This window comes from Pseudomonas machongensis, from assembly GCF_034961125.1.
Lineage (GTDB): Bacteria > Pseudomonadota > Gammaproteobacteria > Pseudomonadales > Pseudomonadaceae > Aquipseudomonas > Aquipseudomonas machongensis.
This window is the reverse complement of record NZ_JAYFUI010000063.1, coordinates 1-13978: the sequence shown is the minus strand read 5'-3', so window position 1 is coordinate 13978 and position 13978 is coordinate 1. Positions and strand designations below refer to the sequence as shown.

The following is a 13978-nucleotide window of genomic DNA, read 5'->3' as shown; positions in this document are numbered from 1 at the left end:
CCTTGACTTCCGGAGCCTCGATCAGCGCATCCACCGCTTCCTTGTCGCCGTGCACCACATTGAGGATGCCCTTGGGCAGGCCAGCCTCATGCAGCAATTGGGCGATGTACAGGGTCGAGCTCGGATCGCGCTCCGAGGGTTTGAGGATGAAGGCGTTGCCGCAGACGATGGCCAGCGGATACATCCACAACGGCACCATCGCCGGGAAGTTGAACGGCGTGATACCGGCCACCACGCCCAGCGGCTGGAAGTCGGACCAGGCGTCGATGTTCGGGCCGACGTTGCGGCTGTATTCACCCTTGAGAATCTCGGGCGCAGCACAGGCGAACTCGACGTTCTCGATACCGCGCTTCAACTCGCCGGCGGCATCCTCGAGGGTCTTGCCGTGCTCTTCGCTGATCATCTGCGCGATGCGCGCCTCGTTCTGCTCCAGCAGCTGTTTGAAGCGGAACATCACCTGGGCGCGCTTGGCCGGTGGCGTGTTACGCCAGGCCGGGAACGCGGCCTTGGCCGAATCGATGGCCGCCTGCACGGTGGCACGGTTGGCCAGTTCGAGTTGATGGATGACCTGGCCGGTGGCGGGGTTGAACACCTCGGCAGTGCGCCCGCCGCTGGCGACCGACTCGCCGTGGATCAGATGCTTGATCGTCGCCATGACCTTACTCCTTGACTGCGGCCTGAACGGCGATTTCAACGAGGATGTTCTCGGCGGCAAGGTTGGCCTCGACGGTAGCGCGGGCCGGCAGTGCATCCTTCGGCACCCAGGCGTCCCAGGCGGCGTTCATTTCGGCGAAGTCCTGAACCGCATGCTTGAGCCACACCTGGGCGAAGAGAATGTGCGACTTGTCGGAACCGGCCTCGGCCAGCAGCTCGTCGATGCGCGCCAGCACCTGGGCGGTCTGGCCACGCACGTCCTGGCTACGGTCGGCCGGGACTTGGCCGGTGACATAGACGATGCCGTTGTGCACGAGGGCGTGGCTGAGGCGGTTATTGTTGGGCTGGAAACGTTGGATGGACATGGTTGGCTCCTGGGGTTGGGCTGGTTTTTGGGCAAAACGGTGCCGTGCAGGAGCGGATTCACCGCTCCCACAGGGCTTCACAGGGTTTTTCAGGTCAAAGGGCGCAGGCTGCGCACGGCACTGGCAATCGAACGCGCGGTGTTGATCACCTTCGGCGCCAGGTCCTTCCTGGCTTCCTCCAGGCTCCAGCGCCCCAGCGGCACGGCGACGTTGACCGCGCCCAGCGGGTAGCCATCGGCATTGACCACCGCCGCCGCCACGCTGATGTCACCGACGTAGTACTGCTCGCTGGCGAAGGCATGGCCGTCCTTGCGCGCATTGGCGATGATCTCGCGCAGGCGCTCGCGGTCGGTCACGGTGCTGGAGGTGTGTGCGATCAGCTGCGAGGCATCGAGGATGGCCTCGCTTTCGCGCTCCGGCAGCGCCGCCAGGTAGGCACGGCCCGCGGCGGTGCAGTACATCGGCAGGTGACGGCCCAGTGGCACGTGGATCGGGATCTGCTTGTGGCTGGGGAAGCGCGCCACATAGAGCATGTCCATGCCGCAGGGCTCGAGCAGGTTGCAGCTCTCGCCGGTGTCGCGGTTGAGCTCGTGCAGGTAGGGGTTGGCGCGCTCGACCAGCTCGCTGGTCTGCAGGTAGCCCGAGCCCAGGTCGAGCGAGCGCGGGGTCAGGCGATAGCGCTTGGTCACGGCATCCTTGGCCAGATAGCCGAGGGTTTCGAGGGTGTACACCGAGCGCTGCACCGTGCTTTTGTTCAGACCCGTGGCTTCGGCCAGCTCGACCAGGTTCATGCTCGGCCGGCCACTGCGAAACGCAGTGACGACCGCCAGCCCCTTGGACAGGGCGGTGACGAACAGGGGCGATTCTTCAGCGGCGCTCATGGCGTTCGATCCTTTTTTGACAGCTCTGAGGGAGGCAACCCGGACGGCCGGCTCGGCCGCCGCGAAAGGATGCTCCCATTCACGGTTGTTCATTCGAAATGACTCAGCACGATGCCCGGCTCGACCACCGGACGCCCTTGTACGAAGCGCTCGACAGCGAAGGGTTTCATGCGTTCGTCCACCGTCCCTTCGACGATGGCCCTGGCCAGCAGCTCGCCGGCCGCCGGCGCCCCGGCATGGCCGTAGCACCAGCCGGCACTGACGAACAGCCCCGGCAAGGCGGGATGCGCCCCCAGTAATGGCCCGAAATCGGGCGAAATGTGGACCAGCCCGGCCCACTGGCGAAGGATACGCGCCTGGCCCAGTTGCGGGAACATCTCCATGTAGGCCTTGGCGGTCGCCGCCATCACCGGGACGTCGGCATTGAGGGTGTCCTGCGGGCGCTCGGCGACCTCGGCGCCGCCCACCACCTCGCCACGGGCGGTCTGGTGCATGTAGCAGAGCCGGTCGAGCAGGGCCACGGCCGGGCCGATCAGCGGGCGGGTCGGCTCCAGGGCCATGGCTTCGAGGCGCATCGGATAACCCTCCAGTGGCACGCCGGCCATCTGCGCCAGGGCATTGCTGTTGGCGCCACCGGCCAGCACCACGACGTCGGCATCGATGCGTTGCTCCCCTACCCGCACGCCGCTGACGCGGCCCGCGCTGCGGTCGATGGCCGCGACCGGCGTGCGATAGCGCAGGGTCACGCCCAGGCGCTCGCAGGCCTTGTGGTAGGCATGCATCGCCGCATGGTGCGGTGCCACGCCGCTGCCCGGCAGGTGCAGGGCGGCGCTGACCCGTTCGTGGGCCAGGGCCGGCAGCACCCTGCGCAACTGTGCCGGGTCGAGCAGCTGCGAATCGATGCCGCATTCGCGGTGCACTTCGCGGGTACGGTGCAGCAGTTCGGCGGTGGCCGTGCGCTCGCCGATCATGCTGTAGCCGCGCATCGAATACATGACGTTCTCGCCCAGGCGCCGCGACAGGCCATGCCAGAGCTGGTTGGAGTAGGCAAAGAAGCGCGTCCACTCCACCGAACTGAAGGCACCACGGATCAGGGTGCCGTTGCGCCCCGACGCACCGCCCTGCCAGTAGCCGGCATCCAGCACGAGGATGTCGCGCACACCGCGCTCGGCCAGGTTGAACGCGAGCGACAGGCCTTGGATGCCGGCACCGACGATGAGGATGCTGCAGCGCTTGGGCAGCGGGGCATTCAGGTTCATTGCAGAGGCTCCACGACGTCGCAAAGACCGGCGGCCTGGGCCACGGTCAGGGCCCGGCGCGGCGGGCGCAGGGTCGGTCGGGCCAGTTGCAGCACGGGCACGCCGAGGCGTCCGGCGACGTAGGCTCGCAGCGAGTCCCAGCACGGTTGGCCCTGGCACGGGCCCATGCCGCAGGAGGTCAGGCGCTTGATCACCTCCAGGTCGTCGATGCCTTGTTCCAGCAATTCATCGACCTCGCGCCCGGATACGTCGAAGCACGGACACAGCAACACGGCAGCATCCTGCGCGGGGGCCAGCGCCGGGTCCGGTTCGGCGGCGCTGCCTGCGCGGCGTAGCGAAGAACGCGCACCGACCAGTTGCAGCCGCCCACTGGCCGAGGCCTGGAAGCTCAGGCTGTCGTCGAACAGCCCGGGGCCGGCCAGCACCAGCGCATCGCAGGGCTGCAGGCGCTCGAGTTGTACAGCCCTGACCCGGTTGTGCCCCACGACCCGCTGCAGCTCACTGACCTGGGCCACGGCCACCACCTGCACCCCCAACTGGCGCAGGCGGTTGGCCAAGGCCTGCTGTTGCCCGTCGCCAAGCACGACTACCGATTTGCCCGGCGCAATGCGGCGGTCGCTGGCCAGTGCCAGGGCCGTGCGCGCATCCATCACGCCGGGCAGCCAGGCACCGGCGACCAAGGTCGGCACCACCCTGCGCCCGGTGGCCAGGACCACCTCGCCGGCCTCCAGCGCCACGGCGCCGCGTGCAGAATCGATCGGTGCGCCGAGCAGCAGGCGACCTTCACGGTAGGCACCGAACACCTCCACCCCGAACAGGCAGCGCACCCGCGGATCGAGCGTCGGCAGCGCAGCACCGGCTTGCCGGGCATAGCGCGCGGGCGACTCGCCACGGGACACCAGCAGCACCTCGCGCCCCTCCTGCACAGCCCGGTTGGCCGCTGCGCAGCCAGCAGGCCCGGCACCGATCACCAACACCTCGGCTTGCAGCCGCTGGCCTGGCGGAGGTGGGCCGGCGAAGCCTTGGTCGGCGGGCTCGGCCACCCCGGCCAGGAACGCCAGCAACGCCTCCCAGTGCTGGAACAGTCGGCCGCCACTGGGCACCAGGTTGCTCTGTTCGAAACCGCCCTTGATCCAGCCGGACGGCACCAGCCGCGCCAGGCGCAGCAGATCGAAGCGTGGGCTCGGCCAGCTGTTCTGCCGACTGACCTGCATGCCTTCGCGCACCAGGCACTGGTCCAGGCGTACGTTGGGTACACCATCGACACGCGCCAGCACGCCCGTGGTGTAGAGCCCCGAGAGGCCCATGGGCCGGTGCGCCTTGCGCGTCCAGGCCAGGCCGCGAATGCCGTTGGCCAGCAGTGCCTGGGCGACGCTGTCGCCAGCCAGGGCCTGCAGGCGGCGGCCGTTCCAGCTGAAGTTCAGCGGCGCGCCACTGGCGCCTGGCAGGCGCAGGCTCATGACTCGCTCCGGCGCTGGGCGCGACGCTGCGCAGTGAGGCTCACCGCCAGCATGATGATCGACAACAGCGTCATCAAGGTGGCGACCACGGCGATCAACGGATCGATCTCCGAACGCAGCGAGCTGAACATGCGCTTGGTCAGGGTGGCGCTGTCGCCGCCGCTGATGAACAGCGAGATCACCGCCTCATCCAGCGACACGGCGAACGCCAGCATGGCCGCAGACACCACCGAGAAGCGGATCTGCGGCAGGGTCACGTCAAAGAATGCACGCAGGCGGCTGGCGCCAAGAATGCAGGCGGCGTGTTCCTGGGTCATGTCGTAGCTCTTGAGCCCGGCGCCGACGTTGATGATCACGTAGGGCAGTGCCAACAACGTGTGCGCCAGCACCAGCCCCGGAATGCTGTTGTTCAGGTCGAGCCGCGCATAGACGAAGAACAGGCCGATAGCGATGAAGATCGACGGTACGATCATCGGCGCCATCATCAACCCGCGCAGCACACCCAGGTAGCGTTGCTGGCTGTTGTGCAGGGCGTAGGCCGCCGCGGTGCCCAGGGTGGTGGCCAGGATCATGGTCAGGGTCGCGGTGATCAGCGAGATGCGCGTTGCGCTCTGCCACTCGATCGAGGCGAAATAGCTGAAGAACGGCTGCAAGCTCAGCGACTTGGGCGGAAAGCTCAGGTAGCGCGCATCCGACAGCGACATCGGCAGCACGATCAGGGTTGGCGTCAGCAGGAACACCATGATCGCCAGCACCAGCAAGTACAGCCAGGCGCGGCGGGCGGCCAGGCCCAGCCAGTGGTTCAGGGGTCGGTTCATGGCTTCACTCGCTGCGCCGGCCCAGGCCGGCGATCTTCTTGACGATGAACAGGATCAGCAGGGTGGCCACCAGCAGCACCACGCCCAGCGACGAGGCAGCGCCCCAGTTGGCGTACATCGACACATCGCTCTCGATGCGCATCGACAGCATCTGCACCTTGCCGCCACCGAGCAGCGCCGGGGTCACGTAGAAGCCCAGGCTGAGCACGAACACCAAGGTCGCGCCCGCAGCCAGGCCCGGCAGCGACAGCGGCAGGAACACATCGCGAAACGCTCGCACCGGCGATGCGCCGAAGGTCGAGGCGGCCTGCAGGTACAGCGGGTTGATGCTCTTCATCGCCGCATACAGCGGCAGCACCATGTACGGCAGCATGATGTGGGTCATGCCGATCACCGTGCCGGTGAGGTTGTGCACCAGCGCCAGCGGCGCGTCGACGATGCCCAGCGAGGTCAACACGTCGTTGACCAGGCCGCGCCGCTGCAGCAGCACCAGCCAGGCGTAGGTGCGCACCAGCAGCGAGGTCCACAGCGAGATCAGCAGCAGCGCCATCGCCAGGCCCGCCAGGCGGCGCGGTGCGTGGACCATGAAGTAGGCGTAGGGATAGCCGAGCAACACGCAGACCACGGTGACGATCAGGGCGATCTTGAAGGTCTGGGTGAACGCCAGCACGTAGATCGGTTGCAGCAGGCGCGTGTAGTTTTCGGCGCTGAGGTTGCCGTCGGCATCGAACAGTGACAGGCCGAACAGCCAGCCGATCGGCAGCACGAAGGTCACCAGCACCAGCAGCAGCGCCGGCAGCATCGGCGAGAGCAGGAACCAGCCGTGGCGCTTGCCCGCACGTTGCAGGGCCTGGCCATGCAGCGCGCCTTGCAGGTTGAGCGCAGTCATGCCGAGTCCCCCACGATCAGGCTGTCCTGCGGGTGCAGGCCGAGCACCACGCGATCGCCCCGCGTTGGCAGGCGGTCACCGGAGGAGCTGCGCGAGGGGCGGCGGATCGACACCTGCGTGCCCTCGCCCAGGTCCACTTGCAGCAACTGGCTTTCGCCCTGGTAGATGACGTCGTGGACCTGCCCACGGAACAGGTTCAGGCCCTGCTGGCCGTCATCGACGAAGCGCAGTTTCTCGGGGCGCAGGAGGATGCTCGGGTTATTCAGGCAGCCTTCGCTGAACACCGCCTGCAACGGCTGGTCACGGAACCACGCCCTGCCCTCGCGCATGGCCACCGGCAGGAACGACGACTCGCCGACGAACTCGGCGATGAAGCGGTTGGCCGGGCGTTCATAGAGGCTCTCGGGGGTGTCGATCTGCTGGATCCGGCCCTGGCTCATCACCGCGATGCGGTCGGACATGGTCAGTGCCTCGCGCTGGTCATGGGTGACATACACCACGGTCATGCCCAGGCGCTCGTGCAGACGGCGGATCTCCAGCTGCATGGTTTCGCGCAGGCGTTTGTCCAGCGCCGACAGCGGCTCGTCCATCAGCAGGATCTTCGGCTCGAAGACGATCGCCCGGGCCAGGGCGATACGCTGGCGCTGGCCACCGGACATCTCGTCGATGCGCCGCCCGACCAGCTTGTCCAGCTCGACCATTTCCAGCGCCTCGCCGACCCGCTTGCGAATCTCGTCACGGCTGTAGCCGCGCAACTTCAGCGGGTAGGCGACGTTCTGGAACACGTTCATGTGCGGGAACAGTGCGTAGTTCTGGAACATCATGCCCAGGTCGCGCTTGTGCGGCGGCTCGAACACCATTTCCCGCCCGCCGAAGCGGATGCTGCCGGCGTCCGGGCGCACGAAGCCGGCCAGGGCCATCAGCAAGGTGGTCTTGCCCGAACCGGACGAGCCCAGCAGCGACAGGAACTCGCCGCTGCGAATGTTCAGGGAGACGTCATCGAGCGCGGCAAAACTGCCGTAGGTCTTGGTGACATGCTCGATGTCGATGGAGGTCGAGAGCTTCGTATCTTCAGACATGGTCAGACTCGGGGCCGCAAGCGGCACGGAACACGGGTTATGACGCGGGCCAGCACGGCCCGCCTCGTCCTAGTGGGCGATGAACAACTCGAAACGCTGCTGCACCGCCTGCTGGTTCTGCACCCACCAATGCGGGTCGATCTTCGCCACCTTGGCAATGTTCTGCGGCGAGGTCGGCAGACGGCTGGCCTGCTCGGCGCTGATCAGGCCGACCTCGTAGGCGCGGCTGTTGACCGGCGCGTAGGGGATCAAGGTCGCCAGCGTCGCCTGGCTGGTCGGCTGCATGATCTGGTTGATCACGCGCATGGCCAGGTCCTTGTTCTGCGCACCGCGCGGCACGATCAGGCAGTCGTAGCTGAGGATGGCGCCATCGAAACTGTAGTCGACCGCATCGTCGGACTTGGCCACCTCGGCCACGCGCCCGTTCCAGATCGCCAGGAAGTCCACCTCGCGGCTGCGCAGCAATTGCGCCGAATCGGCACCGGCGCTCCACCAGTTGACGACCTGCGGCTTGATCCGCTCCAGGGCCTTGAACGCGCGGTCGATGTCCAGGGGATACAGCTGCGCCGGGGCCACGCCATCGCCGATCAGCGCGGCCTCCAACGTTTGCCAGGGCTTGGTGTACATGGCCCGTGCGCCTTTGACGTTGGGGTCGAAGAACGCCTGCCAGGTCTGGGCCACCGGCTTGCCGGTGTCTTTGGCCCAGGCCACCACCGAGGCGTAGGCATGGCTGGCGATCCAGTTGTTGCCGACCACGGCCGGGTCGATGTCGCGGGTGTCGATCAGGCTTTTGTCCAGCGGTTCGGACAACCCTTCTTTCTCGGCCTGCACGCAGTCGGTGATGCCCAGCTCGACCAGGTCCCACTTCGGCTTGCCCGACATCACCTGGGCGCGTACGGCGGCCAGGCCGTTCATGTTGTCTTCGCGGATGGCAATGTTCAGCGCCTTGGCGGCAGGTTCCAGGTACGCCTTGCGCTCGGCGTCCTGCAGGGCGCCACCCCAGCCGGCGAAGGTGATACCGCCGTCGGCATGTGCGGTGGCAGCGAACAGTGCGCTGGCCAGCAGGCTGAACGCAGCGCCTTTGATCATGTGTTTGTGCATGTGCTTTTCTCCAGGTGCGCGCCCGTTCGCAGCGGGCGCGGAAAGGTCGATCAGTTCTGGATGAACAGGTCGAAACGTTGCTGGAGTTCGGCCTGGCGACCTTGCCACCAGGCCGGGTCGAAGAAGGCCACCTTGTCGACGTTGGCAGGTGCCGTGGGCAGCTTGCTGGCCAGCTCCGCCGGGATGATGCCGGTGTCGAAGGCTTTGCTGTTGACCGGCGGATTGGGGATCAGCGTGGCAAGCATGGCCTGGCTTTGCGGCGACATGATCTGCGCGATCAGCTTCATGGCCTGGGCCTTGTTCGGCGCGCCCTTGGGCACTACTACGCAGTCATAGTCGAGCAGCGCCTTGTCGTAGGTGTAGTCCACCGGCTGGCCGGCCTTCTTCAGGTCTTCGACACGCGAGGCCCAGATAGCCAGGAAATCCACCTCATGGCTGCGCAGCAGCTGCGCTGAGTCGGTGCCGCTGCTCCACCAGTTGACCACCTGCGGCTTGATCCGCTCGAGCACCTTGAAGGCGCGCTCGACGTCCAGCGGGTAAAGATCCTTGGGCGCCACGCCGTCGGCCAGCAGCGCCACTTCGAGCGTGGTGAACGGGTTGCGGTACAGGGCGCGCGGCCCCTTCACGGACGGATCGAAGAAATCTTTCCAGGTCTGGGCCTTGGCGGCACCGCCTTCGGTGCTCCAGGCCAGGACCGTCGAATAGGCGTGGCTGGCGATCCAGTTCTTGCCGTAGAACCTGGGATCGACGCCCTCGGTCTTGATGACCGAGAAGTCCAGCGGCTCGGTCAGGCCTTCCTTCTCGGCCACCATGCAGTCGTTGGAGGCCAGTTCAACCACATCCCACTTGGGCTTGCCGGACATCACCTGGGCGCGTACCGCCGCCAGGCCGTCCATGTTGTCTTCCTTGACGGCGATGCCCAGGTTCTTCGCCGCGGGCTCCAGGTAGGCCTTGCGTTCGGCGTCCTGCAAGGCGCCACCCCAGCCGGCGAAGGTCACGCTTTCGGCCGCGTGGGCCTGCCAGGTGCACAGCCCCAGCAATACCGCCACGGTGCCTGCACGCCATTCGAATCGTTTCATGTTCAACCCCTGCATTTGTTGTAGTTAGACAGTTGGCGAAACGTCTGGACATCCAGTCCTGCAGTCATCCCTGCTTGTTGTTGTGTTCTTGTGTTCTTGTGTAGTTGCCCGGCCTCAGCCGATGTCGATCATGATGTGCCGCACGCTGGTGTAATCCTCCAGACCGTACAGGCTCAGGTCCTTGCCGTAGCCCGACTGGCGCAGCCCGCCATGGGGCATCTCGGTGGCCAGTGTCATGTGCTGGTTGACCCAGACACAACCGTACTGCAGCTGGCTGGCGGTGCGCATGGCCTTCTTCACATCGCGCGTCCATACCGAGGCCGACAGGCCGTATTCGCTTTCGTTGGCCCAGGTGAGCACCTGCTCTTCATCGTCGAACGCCGTGACCGACACCACCGGCCCGAACACTTCCTTCTGCACGATCTCGTCGTCCTGGCGCACACCGGCGATGACGGTCGGCTGGAAGAAGAAACCCGGGCCATCGACAACCTTGCCGCCGACCAGCACTTCGCTGTGCGCCAGCGCCGTAGCACGCTCGACGAAGCCCTGCACGCGCTCTTGCTGGCGACGGCTGATCAGCGGGCCGAAGTCGCTGGCCGGATCTTCCGGGTGCCCGGTGTGCAGGGTCGAGACCTCGGCAGCCAGTTGTTCGAGGAATTGCTCGCGCACCGACTCAGCGACATACACGCGGCAGGCTGCGGTGCAGTCCTGCCCGGCGTTGTAGTAACCCCCGGTACGCATCATGCGCACTGCAGCCGGGATGTCGGCATCGGCGAACACCAGCACCGGCGCCTTGCCGCCCAGCTCCAGGTGGGTGCGCTTGAGGTTGCCGGCAGCGGCGCGGACCACGGCCTGCCCCGTGGCGATGTCGCCAGTGACCGAGACCATGCGCACCTTGGGATGGGCGCTGAGCTGCGCGCCGAGGGTGGCACCGCGCCCGGAGAGAATGTTGACCACGCCGCGCGGGAAGATCTCGGCACACAGCCGCGCCAGGTACAGGGCGCTCAGTGGCGTCAGCTCGGACGGTTTGAAAACCACGGTGTTGCCGGCGGCCAGGGCCGGGGCCAGCTTCCAGGCGGCCATCAGCAGCGGGTAGTTCCACGGCGCGATCAGCCCGACCACGCCGAGCGGGTCGCGACGGATCATGCTGGTGCTGCCGGCGACGTATTCACCGGCGGCGCTGCCCGGCAGGCAACGCGCAGCCCCGGCGAAGAAGCGGAACACATCGGCGACCGCCGGCACTTCGTGGCCAATCGCCTTTTGCAGCGGCTTGCCGCAGTTCTGGCTTTCCAGGGTGCCGAGCGCCTGGGCGTCGGCTTCGATGCGCTCGGCCAGCTTGAGCAGCAGGTAGCCGCGCTGGCGCGGTGGCGTGCGCGCCCAACCGGTGAAGGCACGCTCGGCGGCATCGACGGCGGCATCCAACTGGGCCGGCGAGGCATCGGCCAGCACATGCAGCACACGCTCGTCGGCTGGCGCCAGGATCGGCGACTCGTCGCCCTGCCCGCGCACCAGCTCACCGTCGATAAGGTACTCGCTATAGATCATGACGCTCTCCAGTTAGACGGACGCGCGCTCGGCGTCCTTGAAGCGATACCAGGCGTAGGCCATGCGCTGGCCGACACGCAGGAAGGATTGGAACGGGAACGGCTTGGGCGCCTGGTGCAGGAACGGCACCGGTGTGGGCCGGGCTTCACCGCAGGCCATCTGCGCCAGGCGTTTGCCGGTCTGCAGCGAGAATGACACGCCACTGCCGGCATAGCCGCCGCCGGTGTAGGCATTGGCCACGCCCTGGATCGGGTAGCAGTGCGGCAGCGAGTTGTTGGTCACCGCGACCCAGCCGCCCCAGTTGTAATCCACGTCGATGCCCTGCAGCGCGGGGAACTTGCGACACAGCGCAGCCAGCAGGCGTTCGCGGTGCAGCGGGTTTTCCGCGTCGCGGCCATTCACCGCGCTGCGACCGCCGAAGAGAATGCGATCGTCCGGCAGGCGGCGGTAATAGAACAGCAGGTTGCGGGTGTCGAACATGCAGTCGGCACCCGGCAGGCTGGCCTGCTTCTCTGCGGCGCTCATCGGCCGGGTGACGATGATCTGAGAATGCACCGGCAGGATCCGCCCGGTCAGTGCCGGGTGCAGTTGCCGCGAGGTGTAGCCGTTGGTGGCAACCACCACCTTGCGCGCGGTGATCACTCCGCCTGGCGTGACCAGGCGATGGCCCTGCGCGCTGCTGGTCCAGGCGGTCACCGGCGAGCCGGTGTGCACTCGCGCGCCAGCCTCGCGGGCCATGCGCTGTACGCCCCAGGCCAGTTTCAGCGGATGCATGCTGAAACCGTCGGGCATGTGCAGTGCACCGAACGACTCGGCACCCGCGTGTACCGCCTGCAGGTCGGCGGCTTCGACGAAGCGGGCCGGGTAGTCGAGCAGGTCGTTGTACAGGCCCATTTCGCGCTTGAGCGACTCGACGTGAATGGCCTTGCTGGCGACCTTGTACACGCCATCCGGCTGCGCGTCGCAGTCGATGTTGCCGTCGCGGATCAGGCCGCGGGTGGTGTCCAGCGCCTGGCGCATCTCGTTGAAGTACTGGCGCGCGGTGTCGGCGCCGTAGCGCTCGATCAGTGCAGCCAGCGGTACGCGGCCACCGGAAATGCGCGCGAAGCTGCCATTGCGTCCGCTGCAACCCCAGGCGGTCTGGTTCGCCTCCAGCACCACCGCTCGCACCCCGTGCTCGCGGGCCAGGTGCAGCGCGCAACTGAGGCCGGTGTAGCCGGCACCGATGATCGCCACTTCGACGTCCTCGTTGCCACGCACCGGGCCATCGTCGGCGACCGGCGAACCCGCGGTATCGGCCCAGTAGGACGGTGCATGGGGCTGGGCCCGGCCTGGGTTCGCATCAACCAATGGATCGTACAATTCAAGCCTCACGTATCGCTGTGCGATATTTATTGTTCGATTTAATGGTTAAGCTAATAGTGATTTTGATATTCGTCAATTGATTATTTGACGAATGGTGATAGCTCCGCCGCACTTGCAGGAGCGGGCTGCCCGCGAAAAAGACATCGCGCTGCCTGGCACGGGCTACGCTCGTGTTCGCGGGCAAGCCCGCTCCTACAACGGTTGGGCTGGGGTTTAGACAGGGTCGGTTTCGGGGGAGGGTCAGCGGGCGTCGAGGGCGTAGAACTCTTGCAGCTTGGCCTGCAGCAGCGCCTTGTCCGGCAGGCAGGTCTGGTACTCGGCGACGAGGGCCGGTGACAGGCTGCGGTTGAGCGCATACTCGACCACCTCGTCATGCTTGCTGGCGCACAGCAGTACGCCGATGGCGGGGTTTTCATGCGCCTTGCGCTCGTTGCGATCCAGCGCCTCGAGATAGAAATCCAACTTGCCCATGTACTCGGGCTCGAAGCGCCCGACCTTCAGCTCCACCGCGACCAGGCAGTTGAGCCCGCGATGGAACAGCACCAGATCCACGGCAAAGTCACGCCCACCGACCTGCAGTGGATACTCCGAGCCGACGAAGCAGAAGTCGCGACCAAGCTCCACGAGAAAGTCCTTCAAACGCTGCAGCAAGCCCTTGTGCAGATCGGCTTCGACATGCCCATGGGGCAGGTCGAGGAAGTCCAGCAGGTAGGCATCACGGAACACCGAGAGGGCTTGCGGGTGGGCCTGGGCAAGAGAGGCTGATGCCTTGAGCGGGTCGGCAACGCTGCGCTCGAACAGGGCGGCCTTCATCTGGCGCTCCAGTTCGCGCTTGGACCATCCCTCCTTGATGGCCATCCGTAGATAGAACTCTCGCTCCTCCACGCGTCGGCTCTGCCCGAGAATGATCATGTTGTGGGTCCACGGCAGTTGTCTCACCAGCGGTGAGACAACTTCGTCGTGACGATAGGCCTCGAAGAACTGGCGCATGCGGAACAGGTTCGGTCGTGTGAACCCACGCAACCCTGGCTGCGTGCGCGCTAGGTGGGCGGCCAGTTGGCTGACCACGGCGTCGCCCCATTCGGCATTCTCGATCTTGCGACTGATGTAGGCACCGACCTGCCAATACAGCTCGATGAGCTGCGTATTCACGGCTTGCATGCAACGTTGTCGTGCCGAGTGGATGAGGGTCACGACCTCATCGAAGCGCTCCTCCCTGGCGGGAGTGGCGGTGGTTGCGTCGTCATGTTGCTGTGGGTCTTTCATCGAAGGGCTCCTGGCATGATTCGAAGCCAGGAAGCCTATCCAGGGGTGCATCCTAAAGATGTCGGACCGCTCCGAGGTCGCTGTGGTAAACGACAGAGGGGCGCCTGGTAAAAGCGCCCCTCGTCATAAACTGTTACACGCGCCCTGCCTAGCCCATCGAGCGCACCGCTACCTTGCGGTCATGCCCGCGCGTGGTGACGATGCCGAGGAACGAGAT

13 protein-coding genes are annotated in these 13978 nt (G+C 66.2%); all 13 read right to left on the bottom strand.

The annotated features are described in order from the left end of the window. On the bottom strand, positions 1–655 hold a 655-nt coding region (locus VA602_RS05245; protein WP_323452674.1), incomplete at its 3' end, for an aldehyde dehydrogenase family protein. Between the two features lie 4 nt (positions 656–659). Further along, on the bottom strand, positions 660–1019 hold the full coding sequence (locus tag VA602_RS05240; protein ID WP_065861869.1) for a RidA family protein: 360 nt from the start codon (positions 1017–1019) through the stop codon (positions 660–662). An 89-nt stretch (positions 1020–1108) separates the two neighbouring features. After that, entirely contained in the window at positions 1109–1900 is a 792-nt protein-coding gene (locus VA602_RS05235) for an IclR family transcriptional regulator (RefSeq protein ID WP_054894293.1), read from the bottom strand. A gap of 89 nt (positions 1901–1989) precedes the next feature. Continuing rightward, positions 1990–3159, bottom strand: a complete 1170-nt coding sequence (locus tag VA602_RS05230) for an NAD(P)/FAD-dependent oxidoreductase (RefSeq protein WP_323452673.1) — start codon at positions 3157–3159, stop codon at positions 1990–1992. Then, positions 3156–4619, bottom strand: a complete 1464-nt coding sequence (locus tag VA602_RS05225; protein ID WP_323452672.1) for a 2Fe-2S iron-sulfur cluster-binding protein — start codon at positions 4617–4619, stop codon at positions 3156–3158. Before VA602_RS05225 ends, VA602_RS05230 begins: the two co-directional genes overlap by 4 nt. Continuing rightward, entirely contained in the window at positions 4616–5437 is an 822-nt protein-coding gene (locus VA602_RS05220; protein ID WP_054894290.1) for an ABC transporter permease, read from the bottom strand. Before VA602_RS05220 ends, VA602_RS05225 begins: the two co-directional genes overlap by 4 nt. Positions 5438–5441: 4 nt before the next feature. Further along, on the bottom strand, positions 5442–6326 hold the full coding sequence (locus tag VA602_RS05215; RefSeq protein WP_054894307.1) for an ABC transporter permease: 885 nt from the start codon (positions 6324–6326) through the stop codon (positions 5442–5444). Next, complete coding sequence (locus VA602_RS05210) at positions 6323–7405, bottom strand: ABC transporter ATP-binding protein (protein WP_063546196.1); 1083 nt, start codon at positions 7403–7405, stop codon at positions 6323–6325. Before VA602_RS05210 ends, VA602_RS05215 begins: the two co-directional genes overlap by 4 nt. A 69-nt stretch (positions 7406–7474) precedes the next feature. Beyond that, the gene (locus tag VA602_RS05205) at positions 7475–8506 is read right to left on the bottom strand and encodes an ABC transporter substrate-binding protein (RefSeq protein WP_323452671.1); all 1032 of its coding nucleotides are present in this window, start codon (positions 8504–8506) and stop codon (positions 7475–7477) included. Positions 8507–8556: 50 nt separating this feature from the next. Further along, positions 8557–9585: an ABC transporter substrate-binding protein gene (locus VA602_RS05200; RefSeq protein WP_063546200.1), complete on the bottom strand. Its 1029-nt coding sequence runs from the start codon at positions 9583–9585 to the stop codon at positions 8557–8559. 114 nt (positions 9586–9699) lie between these two features. Next, entirely contained in the window at positions 9700–11130 is a 1431-nt protein-coding gene (locus VA602_RS05195; protein WP_407682492.1) for a gamma-aminobutyraldehyde dehydrogenase, read from the bottom strand. A gap of 12 nt (positions 11131–11142) precedes the next feature. Continuing rightward, complete coding sequence (locus VA602_RS05190) at positions 11143–12492, bottom strand: NAD(P)/FAD-dependent oxidoreductase (protein ID WP_197893274.1); 1350 nt, start codon at positions 12490–12492, stop codon at positions 11143–11145. Positions 12493–12735: 243 nt separating this feature from the next. After that, positions 12736–13761 (bottom strand): PDDEXK nuclease domain-containing protein, encoded by a 1026-nt coding sequence (locus VA602_RS05185; RefSeq protein WP_323452670.1) that lies wholly within the window; start codon positions 13759–13761, stop codon positions 12736–12738. Positions 13762–13978 lie beyond the last annotated feature (217 nt).